Annotated in this window: 17 protein-coding genes; 11 read left to right on the forward strand and 6 right to left on the reverse strand. The window is 71.5% G+C overall.

Translation table 11 applies throughout. The features are described 5' to 3' along the window. Positions 1–18: 18 nt before the first annotated feature. Entirely contained in the window at positions 19–1,344 is a 1,326-nt protein-coding gene (locus ACWC2T_RS19240; RefSeq protein WP_450671532.1) for an ABC transporter substrate-binding protein, read from the reverse strand. Positions 1,345–1,461: 117 nt separating this feature from the next. Between ACWC2T_RS19240 and ACWC2T_RS19245 the strand changes: the two genes are divergently transcribed. Together ACWC2T_RS19245 and purU are read left to right on the forward strand one after the other, a co-directional pair. Then, positions 1,462–1,962 carry an SCO4402 family protein gene (locus ACWC2T_RS19245; protein WP_450671533.1) on the forward strand — a complete coding sequence of 167 codons (501 nt, stop codon included), beginning with the start codon at positions 1,462–1,464 and terminating at the stop codon, positions 1,960–1,962. 46 nt (positions 1,963–2,008) lie between these two features. Further along, a complete protein-coding gene (gene purU / locus ACWC2T_RS19250) occupies positions 2,009–2,887 on the forward strand; it encodes a formyltetrahydrofolate deformylase (RefSeq protein ID WP_351206335.1) in 879 nt (292 codons plus the stop codon). 189 nt (positions 2,888–3,076) lie between these two features. On the opposite strand, the gene ACWC2T_RS19255 is transcribed toward purU, so the two are convergent. Further along, positions 3,077–4,567: an MDMPI N domain containing protein gene (locus tag ACWC2T_RS19255; protein WP_450671534.1), complete on the reverse strand. Its 1,491-nt coding sequence runs from the start codon at positions 4,565–4,567 to the stop codon at positions 3,077–3,079. Next, positions 4,564–5,136, reverse strand: a complete 573-nt coding sequence (locus ACWC2T_RS19260) for a sigma-70 family RNA polymerase sigma factor (protein ID WP_450671535.1) — start codon at positions 5,134–5,136, stop codon at positions 4,564–4,566. The genes ACWC2T_RS19255 and ACWC2T_RS19260 overlap by 4 nt, the downstream gene beginning before the upstream one ends. 342 nt (positions 5,137–5,478) lie before the next feature. On the opposite strand from ACWC2T_RS19260, the gene ACWC2T_RS19265 reads away from it, so the two are divergent. Both ACWC2T_RS19265 and ACWC2T_RS19270 read left to right on the forward strand, forming a co-directional pair. Then, on the forward strand, positions 5,479–5,853 hold the full coding sequence (locus tag ACWC2T_RS19265; RefSeq protein WP_450671536.1) for an STAS domain-containing protein: 375 nt from the start codon (positions 5,479–5,481) through the stop codon (positions 5,851–5,853). Positions 5,854–6,028: 175 nt separating this feature from the next. Next, on the forward strand, positions 6,029–6,541 hold the full coding sequence (locus tag ACWC2T_RS19270) for an EF-hand domain-containing protein (protein ID WP_450671537.1): 513 nt from the start codon (positions 6,029–6,031) through the stop codon (positions 6,539–6,541). Positions 6,542–6,686: 145 nt separating this feature from the next. Here ACWC2T_RS19270 and ACWC2T_RS19275 read toward each other — a convergent pair whose 3' ends face one another. Beyond that, the gene (locus ACWC2T_RS19275) at positions 6,687–8,183 is read right to left on the reverse strand and encodes a class I adenylate-forming enzyme family protein (protein WP_450671538.1); all 1,497 of its coding nucleotides are present in this window, start codon (positions 8,181–8,183) and stop codon (positions 6,687–6,689) included. A gap of 86 nt (positions 8,184–8,269) precedes the next feature. Between ACWC2T_RS19275 and ACWC2T_RS19280 the strand changes: the two genes are divergently transcribed. The 4 genes from ACWC2T_RS19280 to ACWC2T_RS19295 all read left to right on the forward strand — a co-directional run bounded on the left by ACWC2T_RS19280 (position 8,270) and on the right by ACWC2T_RS19295 (position 12,625). Continuing rightward, positions 8,270–9,463, forward strand: a complete 1,194-nt coding sequence (locus tag ACWC2T_RS19280) for an amidohydrolase family protein (protein ID WP_450671539.1) — start codon at positions 8,270–8,272, stop codon at positions 9,461–9,463. Then, a complete protein-coding gene (locus ACWC2T_RS19285; protein WP_450671540.1) occupies positions 9,463–10,596 on the forward strand; it encodes an acyl-CoA dehydrogenase in 1,134 nt (377 codons plus the stop codon). The genes ACWC2T_RS19280 and ACWC2T_RS19285 overlap by 1 nt, the downstream gene beginning before the upstream one ends. Before the next feature lie 33 nt (positions 10,597–10,629). Beyond that, on the forward strand, positions 10,630–11,529 hold the full coding sequence (locus ACWC2T_RS19290; RefSeq protein WP_450671541.1) for an acyl-CoA dehydrogenase family protein: 900 nt from the start codon (positions 10,630–10,632) through the stop codon (positions 11,527–11,529). A 538-nt stretch (positions 11,530–12,067) separates the two neighbouring features. Next, positions 12,068–12,625 carry an ATP-binding protein gene (locus ACWC2T_RS19295; RefSeq protein ID WP_450671542.1) on the forward strand — a complete coding sequence of 186 codons (558 nt, stop codon included), beginning with the start codon at positions 12,068–12,070 and terminating at the stop codon, positions 12,623–12,625. A gap of 262 nt (positions 12,626–12,887) precedes the next feature. Here the strand turns inward: ACWC2T_RS19295 and ACWC2T_RS19300 are convergent, their stop codons facing one another. Next, the gene (locus ACWC2T_RS19300; protein ID WP_450671543.1) at positions 12,888–13,814 is read right to left on the reverse strand and encodes a cyclase family protein; all 927 of its coding nucleotides are present in this window, start codon (positions 13,812–13,814) and stop codon (positions 12,888–12,890) included. 86 nt (positions 13,815–13,900) lie between these two features. Here ACWC2T_RS19300 and ACWC2T_RS19305 point away from each other — a divergent pair, with 86 nt between their 5' ends. The 3 genes from ACWC2T_RS19305 (at position 13,901) to ACWC2T_RS19315 (ending at position 17,108) form a co-directional block, all read left to right on the forward strand. After that, complete coding sequence (locus ACWC2T_RS19305) at positions 13,901–14,815, forward strand: SDR family NAD(P)-dependent oxidoreductase (RefSeq protein WP_450671544.1); 915 nt, start codon at positions 13,901–13,903, stop codon at positions 14,813–14,815. Positions 14,816–14,910: 95 nt separating this feature from the next. Next, entirely contained in the window at positions 14,911–16,059 is a 1,149-nt protein-coding gene (locus ACWC2T_RS19310; protein WP_450671545.1) for an acyl-CoA dehydrogenase family protein, read from the forward strand. Beyond that, the gene (locus ACWC2T_RS19315; protein WP_450671546.1) at positions 16,059–17,108 is read left to right on the forward strand and encodes a Zn-dependent alcohol dehydrogenase; all 1,050 of its coding nucleotides are present in this window, start codon (positions 16,059–16,061) and stop codon (positions 17,106–17,108) included. The genes ACWC2T_RS19310 and ACWC2T_RS19315 overlap by 1 nt, the downstream gene beginning before the upstream one ends. Positions 17,109–17,145: 37 nt before the next feature. Here ACWC2T_RS19315 and ACWC2T_RS19320 read toward each other — a convergent pair whose 3' ends face one another. Continuing rightward, positions 17,146–18,141 carry a GlxA family transcriptional regulator gene (locus tag ACWC2T_RS19320; RefSeq protein WP_450671547.1) on the reverse strand — a complete coding sequence of 332 codons (996 nt, stop codon included), beginning with the start codon at positions 18,139–18,141 and terminating at the stop codon, positions 17,146–17,148. Between the last annotated feature and the right edge of the window lie 22 nt (positions 18,142–18,163).

The following is an 18,163-nucleotide window of genomic DNA, read 5'->3' on the forward strand; positions in this document are numbered from 1 at the left end:
GGGACGCGCCGGCGGGCGTCACTGCACGTCGGCGCTCTCCAGCGTCTGCGTCATGTCGGTGGCGCCGTCGAATCCGCCGACGCCCCTGCGGGCGGCGACCAGCCTGCCGTCCTGCACCACCTGCAGGGTGACGTCGGCGTTGACCATCCGCGGGAAGCCGACCGCGCCGAGCGTGCTGGAGTAGGTCCAGTGCAGGGTCGGGGTGAGCCCGCCGGTGGAGACCTGCAGGCCGTCGTCGAGGGTGCGCCGCACGGAGTCGGCGGTCACGTCACCGTCGCCGATCTTGTCCAGGACGGCCTTCAGCACGGTGTAGGCGATCCAGGTGGTCTGCACTCCGGCGTCCGCGGGGTCGATGCGGGTGTCGCCGAAGGCCTCCTCGTTGATCACCTTCTTCATCGGGTCCCACCGCGCGTCCGACGCCGGCGGGTACCAGCCGGTGATGTACGCCCCCTCGTACGGCCCGGACGCCCCGCCGGTGGCGTTGATCACGGTCTGGTCGACGCTGCCGAGCACGGTCGCTAGCCGTACCGAGGGGAAGCTCTCGCGTTCCCGTCGGAAGGAGTCCATGAAGGTGTCGGTGCGGTCCCCGAGCGCGGGGACCACGCAGCCCTTCTTCGTGAGGTCCTGGCCGGCGTACCGCAGCGCCTGGTCGGCCTGGTCGCCGTACTCGGTGGCGGCCTCCTCGGCGAGCTGGTCGCCCGCCTTGGCGTGCCCGCCCGTCTTCAGCCCGGAGTCGAGCAGCACGGGCAACTCGTCGCCGGCGATGCTGTCGGGGCGGACCAGCGAGACATTGCCGCAGACGGCCGCGAGGGCCTTGCCGAGACCGGCGAGCAGCGCGGGCTGGCCGCCGTTGACCGGGTAGGACATCTGGCCAGTGAACTCGTCGTTGGTGACGCCGTAGCCGCCTATGTAGGGGATGCCGGCGCCTTCCAGCGGCGCGGAGTAGGAGTCGGTGAACTGGCTGTAGGAGCCGACGACCGCGACCACCTTCTCGTCGGCCGCGTACTTGGCGCACTTGGCGGCGCCCACGCTGTCGTTGTGGTCGTTGCAGGTCAGGACCTGGAGCTGGCGGCCGTTCACGCCGCCGTGCGCGTTGATCCACTTGGCGTAGGCGTGGGCCATCGCGGGCATGCCGGGCTTGTTGGTCGCGTCGGTGCCCTCGGGCGCCCAGGTCATGACCTTGATCGGGTCATCCCCGGAGCCCCCCGTGGCACCGGGGATGACCCCGCATCCGGCGGTGAGCGACGCACAGAGGGCCACCGTGCCCGCGGTCAGGGCGGTGGCTCTGCCGGGGCGGAGGGAGGAATGGAGGAATGTACTGATCGCGCGTCGCCTGCCGGTCATGTGTCAGCACGATTCCCTCACACCGCTAACCGGTGAGTGACCCTGGGTCAACGAAAGGTGACGCCGAGGTGAATTGCAGGGGCCGGTGAGGCTGGTGTGGCGAGGAACGTACGATCGATGACCGTGCAAGGTTCGGAGAACTCTTCCCGTCGTGGCCGTCGCTCCTCCACCATGGGCGGCATGCCCCTAAGCGACATGCCGTGGTGGCGCTGGCGCAGCAATGTGCGCTCGGCGCTGCACATGCTCTCCGACCCGGTGTTCCAGCGGGACGTCTGGCTGGCCGGCGTGGACGGGTACGGCGACGTCACCGACGCCGTCTACCGGCTCGTGGAGGACACCTGGCTGGACAACTGGTCCGCGGAGAAGTACGTCGGCACGATATTCCGCGACTCGCAGGAGGCGGCGCTCGTGGACACCGCCGTACTGCGGGTGCTGCGGATCATGCACCAGGTCGGCCCGGACGCGCCGGTCGCCGCCTACCTCGACCACCAGGGGTGGCCGGAGGCGGTGCGGGCGGCGCGGGACGCGCACGTCCGGATGGCGGCGAGTGACGGGGAGGACCCGGACGCGCCGCCGAAGAGCCTGGAAGTGCTGCGGATCATGACGAGGTCCGCGTAGCGGACCACAGCGCCGGGGGCGGTCCGGACGTGAGAACCTGTAGTGCATGAACGAGCAGTCCGCGCCCGCCGCCCCGGCCGACCAGTACGTCCTCACCCTGTCCTGCCCGGACAAGCAGGGCATCGTGCACGCCGTGTCGAGCTACCTCTTCATGACCGGCTGCAACATCGAGGACAGCCAGCAGTTCGGCGACCACGACACGGGTCTGTTCTTCATGCGCGTCCACTTCTCGGCCGAGGCGCCGGTGACGGTGGAGAAGCTGCGGGCGAGCTTCGCGGCGATCGGCGACTCCTTCCACATGGACTGGCAGATCAACCGGGCCGACGAGAAGACGCGGATCCTGCTCATGGTCAGCAAGTTCGGGCACTGCCTGAACGACCTGCTGTTCCGGGCCCGGATCGGTGCGCTGCCGGTGGAGATCGTCGGCGTGGTCTCGAACCACACCGACTTCGAGGAGCTGGTGGGCTCCTACAACATCCCCTTCCATCACATTCCGGTGACGAAGGACACGAAGTCCCAGTCCGAGGCGAAGCTGCTGGAGATCGTGCGCGAGGAGGGCGTGGAACTGGTCGTCCTCGCCCGCTACATGCAGGTCCTCTCCGACGACCTGTGCAAGCAGCTCAGCGGCCGGATCATCAACATCCACCACTCCTTCCTGCCGAGCTTCAAGGGCGCGAAGCCGTACCACCAGGCGCACGCCAGGGGGGTCAAGCTCATCGGGGCGACCGCGCACTATGTGACCGCCGACCTGGACGAGGGCCCGATCATCGAGCAGGAGGTCGAGCGGGTCGGCCACGATGTGACACCGGATCAGCTGGTGGCCATCGGCCGGGACGTGGAGTGCCAGGCGCTGGCGCGGGCGGTGAAGTGGCATGCGGAGCGGCGCATTCTGCTGAATGGCCGACGGACTGTGGTGTTCGCCTGAGAGCTCGGGGGGCTTGCGTCGTTCGGCGGCTGCGGGTGCGTGCGGGCCGTTCGCGCCCACGCGGCGGAGCCGCATATCGATACAGCCCCGCGCCCCTGAGTAGGTCCACTGCGCCTGCTCAAGGGGCGCGGGGAACTGCGCGACAAGCCACAACTCACCCGCAGCCGCCCGCGAAACCGCAACCCGCCCCTACAGCCGGCTCAACCCCGCCGTGGCGAACAGCACGTCCCTGATCGCCTCCCGGTCGCCCACCTGCCCCACCGCAGCCTCCTCCGGCGACACCCGGCCGGCGGCCAGCTTGCAGAACTCCACGCCGTCCAGCGCCACATGGGCCACCTCGAGGTCCGCGGAGCCGACCGCCGCCGGTGAGTCCAGCGGGATCAGCCACTCGCCGCCCGCCGAACCCTCGATCTCCAGCCGCAGGCTGCGGCCGGGCTCGCCGGCGAGGCCGAGGTGGCGGCCGCGGGCGGGCGAGCCCAGCCCCGCCTGCCGGCGTTCCGCCAGCGCGGCGGGCAGCAGCCGGGCGGCGAGGTCGATCATTCTGTTCAGGTGGCGCGGCGCGGGCGGCTGGTACGGGTAGTCCACCGCCTCCGCGATGTCCTCGGCGTGCACCCAGCACTCGAAGGCCCGGTCCAGCATGGCGTCGTGCAGCGGCAGCTCGAAGTCGCCGTACGACACCGCGAGCCCGCCCGCGTGCCCGCCGGTGAAGGACACCGTCCGCACCAGGCCGTGGCTCTGCTCCCGCCAGGGCCCCCGCACCGAGCGGGTCGGCGGGAAGTGGGAGTTCCGCCAGAACGCCTCGGTGCGCCCCTGCGGGCCCGACGCGTCCGGTTCGGCCGTGTCGACGACCTCGGCCAGCGGGTCCTCCAGGCCGAGCGCGAGCGCGATCAGCCCGTCCACGGACAGCAGGTGTGCGATCACCCCCGCCACGGTCGTACGACGGCTCTTCGCCGCGTCGGCCTCGAACCACCGCAGCCGCACCGGCGCGTGCCACTCCGCGTCCCCGAAGTCCTGCAGCAGGGCGTCCAGCCGCGCGGTCTCGGCGTCGTACGGCGCCGCCCACTCGGGGACCGGGATGCGCGGCGGGCGGCGCTCCAGGCAGCTCTGCAGGACGCGGGTGCGCAGTCCCGGGTCCAGGTCGAGGCTCTCCGGCTGGTGCAGCAGGCCGACCGCCTCGCGCAGCCGGCGGGCCTCGTCGGCGCAGCCTCCGCAGGAGCCCAGGTGGTCCTCGACGGCCGCGGTCTCCGCGGCCGAGCAGGCGGCCAGCGCCCAGGCGCCGAGGAGCGATTTCAGGACGTCGTGCGGGAGGTCGAGCGGCACGGGCGGGAGGTCCCCCGGATCGGCGAGGTCGGGCAGCGGACGCCCGTTGTCCTCGACGGAGGCGCGGGGCGTCGGTATGCGCGCCGGCCGGTCCGGCTCGGGCCCGCCGGCCTGGCGCGGGTCCTGCCCCGAGCCACCACCGGCACCCTCGCCGGTGTGGCCGCCCGAACCCCGGCCGCTGTTGCCCCGACCGCCCGCGCCTCGGCCGGTGTTGCCCTGGCCGCCGTCGCCCTCGTACGGCTGCCCCGCGCGCCGCTCCTCGTCTCCCGGCCCCTCGTGCTCGCCGTGCTCGCCGCGCTCGCCGGACTTGCCGCGTTCGCCGCGCTCCTCGGGTGCCCCGAATCCTCCCGCTCCGCTCACACCGCACCCCCGTGTCCCGGCGGTGTCCCGGCGTCATGGGCGGTGGAGAGCAGTTGCAGGCCGAGGCGGAGCCGGCGTCGGGCCTCGTCCTCGGTGACACCGAGGTCGGCGGCGGTCTGGCGGTAGTCGCGGCGCTGGAAGTAGGCCAGGTCGAGGGCGCGGCGCAGCGGGGCGGGCATGGAGTGGACGATGTAGTCGGCGCGGGCGGCGACCGCGGCGCGGCGGACCTTGCGCTCCAGTTCCGCCAGGGAGCCCGCGCCGCCCTGCGCCAGCGCGGCGGCCTCGCTGTCGCGCAGCCGCTGCACGGCGAACCGGTTGGTCACGTCGGCCACCCAGGTGCGCAGGGGGCCCTCCTTGGGGTCGTAGGTCTCGGGGTGCTCCCAGAGGTGGGCGAAGACCTCGCGGGTGAGGGTGTCGGCGGCCTTGTCGTCGCCGAGGACGCGGTGGGCGAGGCCGTGCACGAGCGAGGCGAAGCGGTCGTACAGCTCGCCGAGGGCGGCCGCCTCACCACGGGCGAGCCGCTGCTGCATCCTGCGGTCCCAGCGGGGCGGTACGTCCTTCGTGGCCATGCGGTCCCCTCCCCTCACCCGTGTCCGGCCCGTCCAGCCTGTCTGCACCGTCTTCTCGAATGTAGTCGGCACGTGTGACAGCGCACGCCCCTTTGTGCCAATGCACGCCCCCGGAAGGGCTGCAGGTGATAGTGCCCTCTTCACATAACCTTCACACAACTTGAGTGCATCCCTGATCGGACGGGATCGATAGTGACCGAAACAAGTCCCTTGTTGATCATGTGTAGTTTGTCGCTCGACGTTTCAGGGAACGGCCGGTGGGCAGCCGCGCGGAAGCAAGCGTAGGAACTGCTTCCGTTTCCGGGCGGTTCCGGAAGTTCCGGCGAGCGGAGGGGCAGGGACGTGGCATTCAAGGTGACCGGCGTCGAACAGGGCGAGTGGGCCGTGCTCCGGGTGTCCGGGGAACTGGACCTGATGACCTCGCCGGTTCTGCGTCAACGTGTGCACGATGTCGTCGCCGAGGGGCACCACAGCCTCGTCGTGGACCTCTCCGACGTGTTCTTCTGCGACTCCAGCGGGGTCGGCGTCCTCGTCGCGGCCCGCAGGCTGATCCGCTCCTGTCAGGGCCGGCTCCGGCTCATCCTGCCCGACCGGGGGGCCGACGACGGCTCGCACGTCAACCGGGTCCTCGGCGCGCTCGGCGTGCGCCGGCTCTTCGACGTCCGCCCCGACGTCGCCTCCGCGACCACGGACGAGGCGGGCCCCCTCTCGGCCTGACGCGCCGCCCGATCCTTCGCGACACGACCACACTGTTGTCGCAGAATTCCCCCGGTCTTGGCACAACCGCCGGATTAACGCCTTCCGACGGCCACCCGCGTCATACGCTCCCTGCCAGGTCCCGCACGCACCCGTGGGAACCCGGACGACGCACACCTAAGGCGGCCCGAAAGACATGGTCAGCACCGAATACGAGCGCAGGATCGCAGCCCGGTTCGCCACCTTCGACCAGGACGGCAACGGCTGGATCGACCGCGAGGACTTCAGCGCGGCGGCCAAGGCGCTCCTCGCCGAGTTCGCCGTGACCGCACGCTCCGACAAGGGGCAGGCGCTGTACGCCGGCGCGGAGGCGTTCTGGCAGGGCATGGCCGGGATCGCCGACCGCGACGGCGACCAGCGCATCACCCGCGAGGAGTTCGTCAGCGGCGCGGTCAAGCGCCTGCGCGACAACCCCGAACGCTTCGCGGAGATCGCCCGGCCGTTCCTGCACGCGGCCCTCGCGGTGGCGGACACGGACGCCGACGGCCGCCTCACGGTCGCCGACGCCGCCCGCGTCCTGCGCGTCCTGCACGTCCCCGCCGAGCTCGCCGACACGGTCGCCGCCGCGCTCGACACCGACACCGACGGCGCCATCACCGAACCGGACATCATCCCGGCGTTCGCCCGCTATTTCACGGTGCCGGAGTAGCGGCCGACCAGGCCGAGGCATTCCCCATATCACCGGTGCTGGCGCACTTGGCGCTGGAACTGTGTGGTTCTGCGTAGGTAAGGCGACTTGCTGAGGCTTCGGCCACAGTCCGTACCGCAAAGAGGGCGCGTTCTGCCCACTGCTTTCACGAAAACCGCTCCCGCAGCCTGTACTTCAGCACCTTCCGCAGCGTGTCGTTCCGGGGCAGTGCCTCCACCACCTCCAGCCGTTCCGGCAGCTTGTGGACGGACAGGCCCGAGGAGCGCAGGTACGAGACGACCTCCGGCAAAGTCAACTGGGCCGTGCCCGGCGGCTGTTCGACGACCGCGCAGACCAGCTCCCCCCGTTCGGCGTCCGGCAGGCCGATCACCGCCGCGTCCGCCACGGAGGGGTGCGCGGCGAGGAGGTCCTCGATCTCCTTGGCGGAGATGTTCTCGCCCTTGCGGATGATGACGTCCTTCAGGCGGCCGGTGAGGACCAGATGGCCGGAGGGCGTCATGTGGCCCAGGTCGCCGGTGCGCAGGAAGCCGTCGGGGTCGAAGGCGGCGGCCGTCTGGGCGGGGTCCAGATAGCCCTGGCAGACGGCCTCGCCGCGGAGTCTTATCTCGCCGTCCACGATCCGGATCTCCATGCCCGCCGGCGGGCGGCCCTCGGTCGTCGCCAGGTTCTCGGCGCTGTCCGCCGGATCGCCCATGGTGATCATCGGGACCTCGGTCATGCCGTAGCCGTGGGTCAGCTGGACGTTCATTTCGCGGACCACCGCGTGGTACAGCTCGGGGGGCCTGGGTGCGCCGCCGCCCGCGAGCAGGCGCAGGGACGGGATCAGCTTCTCGCCCGGCTGTCGGCGCTGTTCGGCCAGGAACATGGAGTAGAACGCCGTCGAGCCCCCGGCCACCGTCACCCGGTGCCGCCGGTACTCCGCCAGCGCGTCCGGCAGCGCGAAGTGCTCGGACATCACCGCCGGGAAGCCGTAGAGCAGGAGCATCACCAGGTAGTCGGGGCCGCCTATGTGGGCGTACGGGAAGGCGATGGAACCTACGTCGTCCGGCGTCAGGCGCAGGGCGTGGGCGAGGCAGGAGCCGCCGGCGATCAGGGAGCGGTCGGTGTGCAGCACGCCCTTGGGGTCGGAGGTGGTGCCGGAGGTCCAGTAGATCCAGCGGACCGACGTGCCCTCGGCGGGCGGGGCCGGGAGGACGGACGGGTCGCCGTCGGGGAGGGTGTCGTACGCCTCGAAGATGCCCTTCGCGCCGAGGCGGCGGGCCATCTGCGTGTGGTCGTGGCCCCGCCAGACACCGGGTACGGCGAAGTAGCCGGCCGTGGACTCCCGCAGCGCGAAGGCGACCTCCCGGTCCCGGTAGAAGGGGATCACCGGGGACTGTACGGCGCCCAGGCGGGCCAGGGCGAAGGAGAGGAGGGCTGTCTCGATGCGGGTGGGCAGTTGCCAGGCGACCACCGTGCCGGGCCGCACCCCCATGCCGTACAGGCCGGCCGCCACCCGCTCGGCACGCGCGCGCAGGCCGTCGAAGGTGAGCGTGCGGTCCTGCTGGAGCAGCACCGGGCGGTCGGGGGTGAGGGCCGCGCGACGGACGACCAGCTCCCACAGCGTGCGGGAGGAACCCAGGGCGTGCGGAGTGTCGTTCACGTGTGCCCCCTCCTTGGCTGACGGCTCGTCAGGTAGCATGCTATCTGACGGACCATCAGATAAGTACCGTCCGGCGGAGGGGACCCATGACCGAACTGCCCCGCATCATCAGCGTCGACGACCATGTGATCGAGCCCGCCCACCTCTTCGAGACCTGGCTCCCGGCCCGGTACCGCGACCGTGGGCCCAAGCCGCTGACCGCCGGGATCGGGGAACTCGCCTACATCGGCGGCAAGTACCAGATCACCATGGACCCGGCCGGCCAGCCGACCGACTGGTGGATCTACGAGGACCTGAAGTTCCCCTACAAGCGCAACATCGCCGCCGTCGGCTTCGACCGGGACGAGATGACGCTGGAGGGCATCACCAGGGAACAGATGCGGCGCGGATGCTGGGACCCGAAGGCGCGCCTCGCGGACATGGACCTCAACCACGTCGAGGCCAGCCTCTGCTTCCCGACCTTCCCCCGCTTCTGCGGGCAGACCTTCGCCGAGGCGCACGACAAGGAGGTCGCCCTCGCGTGTGTGCGCGCCTACAACGACTGGATGGTGGAGGAGTGGTGCGGGGACAGCGGGGGGCGGCTGATTCCGCTGTGTCTCATTCCGTTGTGGGACGTGGAGCTGGCCGTCGCCGAGATCCGGCGCAACGCCGAGCGCGGGGTGCGGGCCGTGACCTTCTCCGAGATCCCCACCCACCTCGGGCTGCCGTCCATCCACTCGGGTTACTGGGACCCGTTCTTCGCCGTCTGCCAGGAGACGGGCACGGTCGTCAACATGCACATCGGCAGCAGCTCGCAGATGCCCGCCGCCTCCCCGGACGCGCCGCCCGCCGTCCAGGCCTCGCTGAGCTTCAACAACGCGATGGCCTCGATGATGGACTACCTCTTCAGCGGGGTCCTGGTGAAGTTCCCGCGGCTCAAACTCGCCTACTCCGAAGGGCAGATGGGCTGGATCCCGTACGCCCTCGAACGCGCCGACGACGTCTGGGAGGAGCACCGGGCCTGGGGCGGGGTCCGCGACCTGATCCCGGAACCCCCGTCGACGTACTACTACCGGCAGATCTTTTGCTGCTTCTTCCGCGACAAGCACGGGGTGGCATCACTGGACGTGGTGGGTCGCGACAACGCCACCTTCGAGACCGACTACCCCCACGTCGACTCGACCTTCCCGCACACCAAAGAGGTCGCCCTGGACCATGTGAAGGGCCTGGACGACGAGACCGTGTACAAGCTGATGCGGGGCAACGCGATCCGCATGCTGGGCCTGGACCTCGACAGCTGATGGACCTCTCCTGCACGCCAGAAGAGGAGGAGTTCCGCGCCCGGCTGCGGGAGTGGCTCGCCAAGGTGCTGCCGACGCTGCCGCCGAAGCCGTCCCCGGACGACTGGCCCGCACGCAGGGCGTACGACCTGGGCTGGCAGCGGATGCTGTACGACGCCGGGTACGCCGACGTCCACTGGGGCGCCTCGCCGACGACCCGGCTGATCTTCCTGGAGGAGACGGAGCGGGCGGGCGCGCCGTACGTCGGGGCCGGCTTCGTGGGGCTGCTGCACGCCGGGCCGACCATCGCCGCCGAGGGCACCGAGGAGCAGCGGGCGCGCTGGCTGCCGCCGATCCTGCGCGGCGAGGAGGTGTGGTGCCAGGGGTTCAGCGAACCGGACGCGGGATCGGATCTGGCGTCGCTGCGCACGCGCGCGTGGCGCGACGGCGACGACTACGTGGTCACCGGGTCCAAGATCTGGACCTCCCACGCCGAGGTCGCCGACTGGTGCGAACTGCTGGTCCGCACCGACCCCGACGCGCCGAAGCACCGGGGCATCACCTGGCTCGCGATGCCCATGTCCGCCGACGGCATCACCGTACGGCCGCTGCGCACGCTCGCCGGATCGGCCGAGTTCGCGGAGGTGTTCCTGGACGAGGTGCGGGTGCCGGTGGGGAACCGGGTGGGGGCGGAGAACGACGGCTGGCGCGTGACCATGGTGACCCTGTCCTTCGAGCGCGGCACCGCGTTCGTCGGCGAGGTGGTGGCCTGCCGTCGTGTGGTGGCCGAACTCGCGGGCGCGGCCCGGGAGAACGGCCGCTGGGACGATCCGGTGCTACGGCGCCGACTCGGCCGCCTGGAGGCGGAGTTCCGGGCGCTGTGGCGGCTGACCCAGTGGAACGTGAGCGAGGCGGAGGCGAGCGGTGGGGTGCCGGGGGTCGGCGGCTCGGTGTTCAAGCTGCGGTACTCGCATGCGCGTCAGGAGCTGTACGACACCGCGGTCGACGTACTCGGCCCGGCCGGCCTGGACCTCCGTCAGCCATGGGTCCTGGACCGTCTGTCCTCCCTGTCCTACACCATCGCCGCCGGGACCTCACAGATCCAGCGCAACATCGTGGCGGAACGGATCCTGGGGTTGCCGAAGGAGCGGTGAGTGCGGGGGAGGGCCGGTCGGAGGGAGATGATCGTGCGGTTCCAACTCACTGAGGACCAGCGTGCGTTGAAGGCAGGCGTACGGGAGCTGCTGGACCGGCGCTTCGGGCGGGAGGCGTTGCGGGCGGCCGTCGATGCGCCGGGGCGGCTGGACCGGGAGCTGTGGCGGGTGCTCGGGGACGCGGGGTTCTTCGCCCTGCGGCTGCCGGAGGCGGACGGCGGGGTCGGGCTGGGCCTCCCGGAGGCGGTGCTGGTCTTCGAGGAGGCGGGACGGGCACTGCTGCCCGGGCCGCTCGTGGCCACCCATCTCGCCGCCGGGACCGTGCCGGGTGCGGCCACCGGGGAGACGGTGGTGGCGACGGTGGACGGGGAGCTGGTGGAGTGGCTGGAGGCAGCGGACGTGGTACGGGGCGGGGCGACAGGGGCCGTACCCCTGCGCTCGGTTGACCCGCTGACCCCCCTGCACCGTCTTCCCGCAGCCCCCCACCGCAAAGCGGCCGAGCCGACCCTTGGCTCCTTCGCCTCCCCCGTCGCCTCCCTCCTCACCGCTGCCGAGCAGCTCGGGACCGCCGTGCGGGTGCTGGAGATGGCTGTGCAACACGCCCGGACGCGGGAGCAGTTCGGGCGCCCGATCGGGGCCTTCCAGGCCGTCAAGCACCTGTGCGCGGACCTGCTGGTGCGCACCGAGACCGCGCGCGTCGCCGTCTACGCGGCCGCCGTCACCGGCGATGCGGCCGACGTCGCCGCCGCCCGGCTGCTCGCCGACGAGGCCGCCGTACGCGGGGCCCGTGACTGTCTTCAGGTGCACGGCGGCATGGGTTTCACCTGGGAGGCGGACGTGCACCTGCATCTGAAGCGGGCCTGGGTGCGGGCTCGGCGTGGTGGCGGGAGCACGGAGAGTGAGGAGCTGCTCGCCGCGCGGCTGGCGGCCTGACGAGGCGACCGCGCCCTGGACTGCACCGGCGACAAAGCCTTGGCCCATGATGTCGCGGATTGTGGCACACCGGTGTCACGGAGCGTCGATACCGGGTTGTGTCCTTCAAGAGGCTCGTCACGTCCCGGAGTCGGACGCCCCCTCCGGTACCTTGTGTGGGATGCGAGTGGCTGCGAGCACGAGCCGGTCCTGCGGTGCCCCTGGGGCGGCACCGGGTCGCCCGGTGCGCGTCGCTGCTCGCGGGGCGGTAACGGCTTCGGCCGACGCCTGTTCGACTCCCTGGCATGAGCGTCGCACAGTATGCCGCACGCGTACTCCTTCGCGCTGGAATATGCCCGAAGCGCTTGTTGGGGTGACTGTACGTCAACCATGCTGTCGTCAAAGGGAATCACGTTCCGTGACCCTTGCTCGGGCCGTTGTTCTGGCCATGCAGAAAATGGCTACGATCGTGGCCCTCGTGATCGCCGTCGCGGCCGCAGCCGCCGCGACGGCCGGGTGGCGTGGGGTCATGTGTCCGCCGGTTCGGATGGTGTGAGCGGTGCAGGTGCTTCAAGTGCAGCTGGAGATCCGTCCCGACCCCACGGAGGTGGGTCGGGCGAGGAGGTGGGCCCGCTCGCGGCTTGCCGGGCTCGGGATAACGGCCGACGAGCCACTGGCGGAAACCCTGATCCTGCTCGTCTCCGAGCTGGTGACCAACGCGGTCGTGCACACCGGCCACGCGGCCGTGCTCCGGCTCTCCCTGCCGGGCACGGAGGCTGAGCTGCCTGGCGCGCAGACCGGGCTGCCGGGAGCCGCGGCCGAACCGGCCGTAGTCCCCGAGGAGCCGCCGGCACCGGCGGCGGCCACCGTGCGCGTCGAGGTGGCCGACAGCAGCTCCCGCGCCCCCGTGCCGCGTTGCGCCGGCGGTGAGGCCACCGGCGGCCGCGGCCTGGCCCTGGTGGACTGCCTGGCCGATCGCTGGGGCTGGCGCCCGGAAGGTGCCGGCAAGAGCATCTGGTGCGAAGTGGACCGCTGTTCACAGCCCAGGGAGAGCGCAGCGATGGCGTACGGGGGCGGACTGTCCGCGTACGAGGGTCTCGCCTTCGAGGCGGTGTAGCACCCGGCGCGGCGGTGCGCCGGGGGTGCATCCGTGCGCGGGTGCCGCGAACAGGGCGTACGTAACAAATCCCCGTACTGGCGTTGACGACCCGTGACCGCCTGAACACGCTTGTGGGCGACGATTCGCCGCGAGGGGACGACGAGGGCATGGGTGACGGCGGCCCTCGTCGAGTGTGGGTCGCATCCGGTGGGCGGCGCGTGCGCAAGACGGTGGGGGAGGGCGCGCCGCCGGCCGGGCCACCCGCCTTGGGCAAGGGCCCTCAGAGAACGGCCACGGGCGCCACGGGCGTTCCCGTCGCGCCGACGAACGGCTCGGGCATCGCTGACAGCAGGAACGCGTACCGCCGCTCTTCTCCACAGGCTGTGGACAACTCCTCGAGATTCCAGTTCTGGCCCTGGAGCATCCCCATCTCCACCAGGTCCAGGGCGTGCACGGGCAGCCACAGATGCTCAGACTCGGGCGGAAATATCTCAAAAGTGAGCGTGTCGTTCGCGACCGCCGCCACATCGCGCGCATGGAACCACTCGGGCGTACGGACGGACAGACCCGGCGACGGATAGCCGTACCCGTGCCTGTCCCCGGCCAGGTACACCTGCACCTGCCCGGTGCGGACCAGCACGATGTCCCCGGCCCGGACCCGGACCCCACCGAACTCCTCGGCCCGCTCCAGATCCTCAGGCGTCACCGCGTGGTCCCCCGCCAGCCGGTCCACGCCACGCGCGCGTGCCACGTCCAGCAGCACCCCGCGCGAGACGATGTGCCGCGCCTTGTCGATCCCGCCGAACCCGGCACCGCCGTGCGCGGTGACCGTGTGCGCCGGGCGGCCGTTGTAGAGCTTCCCGGAGTGCGAGACATGGGTGAGAGCGTCCCAGTGGGTGCCCGCCTGCAGACCCATGGTCACCGCGTCGTCGCTGCACGCCACCGTGCCCGGCCCGAAGAGTTCCTGGTTGATCTGGACCATGACGTGCAGCGGGTTGACCCGCCCGGGGATCACGCCGGTCTGCACCCCGTCCTGCTGGAGAGGGAGCGCGAGCGGGATGCGGCGCCCGGTGCGCACGCAGGCGGCCGCCTCGCGGACGACCTCGTCGGTGATCAGGTTGAGGGTGCCGATCTCGTCGTCCGCTCCCCAGCGCCCCCAGTTGTTCACCCGCCCCGCGATCTCGTGGAACTCCTCCGGCAGTGCCATCCGATGCCTCCCCGGGGCTTGTGTCCGTGCGTCCGGCGCGCCATAGAATCTAACGGGCCGTCAGAAACTGCGGGAAGGGGCCGGGCGTGGGGAACTTCTTGGCTGGAAAGGTCGTCGCCGTGACGGGCGCCGGACGGGGCATCGGCCGGGCGGTCGCGCGGGCGGCTGCCGCCGAGGGGGCGAAGGTCGTCGTCAACGACTACGGCGTCTCCGTCGACGGCGCCTCGCCCACGAGCGAGGTCGCGGAGGCCGTCGTCAAGGAGATCGAGGCCGCGGGCGGGGAGGCGGTCGCGGTCGCCGACGACATCTCCACGATGGCGGGCGGGCAGCGGGTGGTCGACGTGGCGCTTGCCTCGTACGGCCGGCTCGACGGGGTCGTGTGCGTGGCCGGGATCCTGCGCGAACGCATGCTGTTCAACATGACCGAGGAGGAGTGGGACCCCGTGCTCGCCACCCACCTCAAGGGCACCTTCACCGTCTTCCGGGCGGCGTCCGCGGTGATGCGCCGCCAGCGCTCCGGCACGCTGATCGGCTTCACCAGCGGCAACCACCAGGGTTCCGTGTCCCAGGCCAACTACAGCGCGGCAAAGGGCGGGATCATCTCGCTCGTCCGCAGCGCGGCGCTCGGTCTGCACAAGTACGGGGTGACCGCGAACGCGGTGGCGCCGGTGGCCCGTACCCGGATGTCGGCGAACGTCCCCATGGAGCTGAGGGAGATCGGCGAGCCGGAGGACGTGGCCGCGCTGGTGGTCTACCTGCTGTCCGACGGAGCCGCTGCGCTGGGCATCACCGGGCAGGTGTACACCGTCGCCGGGCCGAAGATCGCGGTGTGGGCACAGCCGCGTGAACTCCGTTCGGTTTACGGGGAGGGGGCGTGGACGCCGGAGCGGATTGCCGAGGTTCTGCCGGGGTCGGTGGGGGTGGATCCGATGCCGATGCTGTCCCAGCTTTTGGCGATGGAGTCTGCGGCGCGGTCTGGGTCTCGGCCGAACGCCCAATAGGTCGGGGCGTGTTGTGGTCTGGCGGCTGCGGGTTCGTCGTGGTTGATCGCGCAGTTCCCCGCGCCCCTTCGGGGCGCTCAAGCTGAGGGGGCTTCATGGATTTCGGGTTCAGTCCGGAGGACGAGATGTTCCGCGCGGAGGCCCGTGCCTGGCTGGCCGCCAACGCCAAGCCAGCCACAGACCGTCGTACCTGGGAACGCACCCTCGGCAAAGCCGGATGGATCGGGCTCGGTTGGTCGGAGTCTGGATACGGGAACCGTACGGCCGGGCTCACCCAGCAGGTCGTCTGGGCCGAGGAGTACGCCCGGTCGCCCGCGCCCCCGCGCTCCGGGCACATCGGGGAGAACCTACTCGCTCCCACGCTCATCGCCCATGGCAGCGAGGAGCAGAAGTCCCGCTTCCTTCCCTCGATCGCGGCCGGTGAGGAGCTGTGGTGCCAGGGCTACAGCGAGCCCGGTGCCGGGTCGGATCTGGCGGGGGTGCGCACGGCCGCCGTACGCGAGGGGACCGGCTACCGGATCAGCGGGCAGAAGATCTGGACCTCGCTCGCGCATGAGGCCGACTGGTGCTTCGTGCTCGCCCGTACCGACCCCGGGTCCAGGCGCCACCACGGCCTCAGCTTTCTGCTCGTCCCCATGGACCAGCCCGGCCGCATCGAGGTCCGCCCCATCCGGCAGATGACCGGGACCAGTGACTTCAACGAGGTCTTCTTCGACGGGGCGTACGCGCGCGTGGAGCACCTCGTGGGAGGGGAGGGGCGGGGCTGGCCGGTGGCCATGAGTCTGCTCGGGTTCGAGCGCGGGGTGTCCACCCTCGCCCAGCAGATCGGGTTCGCCGAGGAGCTGGGCCAGGTCGTACGCACGGCCATGGAGACGGGAGCGGTCGCGGATCCCGTCGTACGGGAGCGGCTAGTGCGGCAGTGGGCCGAGCTGCGGACCATGCGCCGGCACGCCCTGCGCACCCTCGGCGGCTCGGCCGACCCCGGGGCCGCCAGCGTGGCCAAGCTGCTGTGGGCCGGCTGGCACCAGCGGCTCGGAGAGCTGGCGATGCAGGTCAGGGGGGCGGCGGCCACCGTCGGACCGGTGGACTGGTCGGCCGCGGCGCCGTACGAACTCGGCGCGGACCAGCGCCTGTTCCTCTTCTCCCGGGCCGACACGATCTACGGCGGTTCGGACCAGGTCCAGCGCACGATCATCGCCGAGCGCGTGCTCGGTCTGCCCAGAGAGCCCAAGGGGGCCGTGTGATGCGTGGTGTGGTGTTCGACGGCACACAGGTACGGGTGGTCGACGACCTGGCGGTGCGGGAGCCGGGGCCCGGTGAGGTGCTGGTGGCCATCGCGGCGGCCGGGCTGTGCCACAGCGATCTGTCCGTGGTGGACGGCACCATCCCGTTCCCGGTGCCGGTGGTGCTGGGGCACGAGGGCGCCGGGGTCGTGGAGGCGGTCGGCGCGGGCGTCGGCCATGTCGCGCCCGGCGACCACGTGGCGCTGTCCACGCTCGCCAACTGCGGCACGTGCGCGGAGTGCGACCGGGGTCGGCCGACGATGTGCCGGCAGGCCATCGGGCGCCCGGGGAAGCCGTTCACGCGGGGGACCACGCTCCTGCACCAGTTCGCCGCCAACTCGGCCTTCGCCGAGCGCACGGTTGTCAAGGCTGTACAGGCGGTGCGGATCCCCAAGGACATCCCCCTTCAGTCCGCCGCGCTGATCGGGTGCGGGGTGCTCACGGGGGTCGGGGCCGTGCTGAACCGGGCGCGGGTGGACCGCGGGGACAGCGTCGTCGTCATCGGGACCGGGGGGATCGGGCTGAACGTGCTGCAGGGCGCCCGGCTCGCCGGGGCGCTCAGGATCGTCGCCGTGGACGCCAATCCGGCCAAGGAGAAGGTGGCCCGGCAGTTCGGCGCGACCGACTTCCTGACCTCGACGGAGGGCGTGAAGGACATCCTGCCCACGGGCGCCGACCACGCCTTCGAGTGCGTGGGCCGGGTGGAGCTGATCCGGCAGGCGATCGACCTCCTGGACCGGCACGGCCAGGCGATCCTCCTCGGTGTCCCGCCCGCCACCGCCGAGGCGTCCTTCCTCGTCTCCTCCCTCTACCTGGACAAGTCCGTCCTCGGCTGCCGCTACGGCTCCTCGCGCCCGCAGCGGGACATCGCCCTGTACGCCGAGCTGTACCGCCAACACCGCCTGCTGCTGGACGAGTTGGTGACGGAGGTCTATCCGGTGGAGGACTTCGCCAAGGCTCGCGCGGACGCGGAGGCGGGCCGGGTGGCGCGGGCGGTGCTCACGTTCTGACCCAGGTTCCGACTCACGTTCTGACCCAGGTTCCGGCTCACGTTCTGACGCCGGCGCGGAAGGTCCGCCGGTACGCCGTCGGGGTCACCCCCAGCGCCTGCTGCAGATGCTGGCGCATCGACTGGGCCGTGCCGAAGCCCGCCTCGCGGGCCACCTGGTCGATGGACAGGTCGGTGGTCTCCAGCAGATGGCGAGCGCGTTCGACGCGCTGCTGGGTGAGCCACTGGCCGGGGCTGATGCCGACCTCCTCGCGGAAGCGGCGGGTGAAGGTGCGCACCGACATGGCCTCCTGCTCGGCCATGTCCCGCAGCTGGATCGGCTCGTGGAGACGGCCGAGGGCCCAGGCACGGGCGGCGGTCGTCGTGGCCAGCTGCGGGTCCGGGACCGGGCGGTGGATGTACTGGGCCTGGCCGCCGTCGCGGTGCGGCGGTACGACCGTGCGCCGGGCCACGTCGTTGGCGACCGCCGTGCCGAAGTCGCGGCGCACCATGTGCAGGCACAGGTCGATCCCGGCGGCCACGCCGGCCGAGGTGAGCACGTCGCCGTCGTCGACGAACAGCACGTCCGCGTCCAGCCTGACCCGCGGGAACATGCGCTGGAAACGCTCGGCGTCGGCCCAGTGCGTGGTCGCCGGGCGGCCGTCGAGGTAGCCGGCGGCGGCGAGGACGTAGACGCCGGTGCAGATGGAGGCGAGCCGGGTGCCGGGCCGGATGCGGGCGAGGGCGGCGGACAGCTCCTCGGTGAGGCGGCCCTCCTCGAAGACGGGACCGAGCTCGTACGACGCCGGGACGATCACCGTGTCGGCACCCGCCAGGGCCTCCGGGCCGTTCGGGACGTGCACGGCGAAGTCGGCGTCGGTCTCGACCGGGCCGGGCGGCCGTACCGAGCAGGTCACGACCTCGTACAGAGGCCGGCCGTGCTCGTCCCTGGGGCGGCCGAAGATGCGGTGCGGGATGCCCAGCTCGAAGGGGAGCAGCCCGTCGAGGGCGAGCACGACGATCCGGTGCGGACGGAAACCCTCGGAACCACTCATGGCCCGATCCTAGCGAATGCTG

It is taken from the genome of Streptomyces sp. NPDC001393 (assembly GCF_053597455.1).

Coding starts and splice junctions, on each gene's coding strand:
- ACWC2T_RS19240 (WP_450671532.1), bottom strand. CDS start 1,344: ATGACCGGCAGGCGACGCGCGATCAGTACATTCCTCCATTCCTCCCTC.
- ACWC2T_RS19270 (WP_450671537.1), top strand. CDS start 6,029: ATGGTCAGCACCGAATACGAGCGCAGGATCGCAGCCCGGTTCGCCACC.
- ACWC2T_RS19245 (WP_450671533.1), top strand. CDS start 1,462: ATGACCGTGCAAGGTTCGGAGAACTCTTCCCGTCGTGGCCGTCGCTCC.
- ACWC2T_RS19310 (WP_450671545.1), top strand. CDS start 14,911: ATGGATTTCGGGTTCAGTCCGGAGGACGAGATGTTCCGCGCGGAGGCC.
- purU (WP_351206335.1), top strand. CDS start 2,009: ATGAACGAGCAGTCCGCGCCCGCCGCCCCGGCCGACCAGTACGTCCTC.
- ACWC2T_RS19285 (WP_450671540.1), top strand. CDS start 9,463: ATGGACCTCTCCTGCACGCCAGAAGAGGAGGAGTTCCGCGCCCGGCTG.
- ACWC2T_RS19260 (WP_450671535.1), bottom strand. CDS start 5,136: ATGGCCACGAAGGACGTACCGCCCCGCTGGGACCGCAGGATGCAGCAG.
- ACWC2T_RS19320 (WP_450671547.1), bottom strand. CDS start 18,141: ATGAGTGGTTCCGAGGGTTTCCGTCCGCACCGGATCGTCGTGCTCGCC.
- ACWC2T_RS19300 (WP_450671543.1), bottom strand. CDS start 13,814: ATGGCACTGCCGGAGGAGTTCCACGAGATCGCGGGGCGGGTGAACAAC.
- ACWC2T_RS19315 (WP_450671546.1), top strand. CDS start 16,059: ATGCGTGGTGTGGTGTTCGACGGCACACAGGTACGGGTGGTCGACGAC.
- ACWC2T_RS19280 (WP_450671539.1), top strand. CDS start 8,270: ATGACCGAACTGCCCCGCATCATCAGCGTCGACGACCATGTGATCGAG.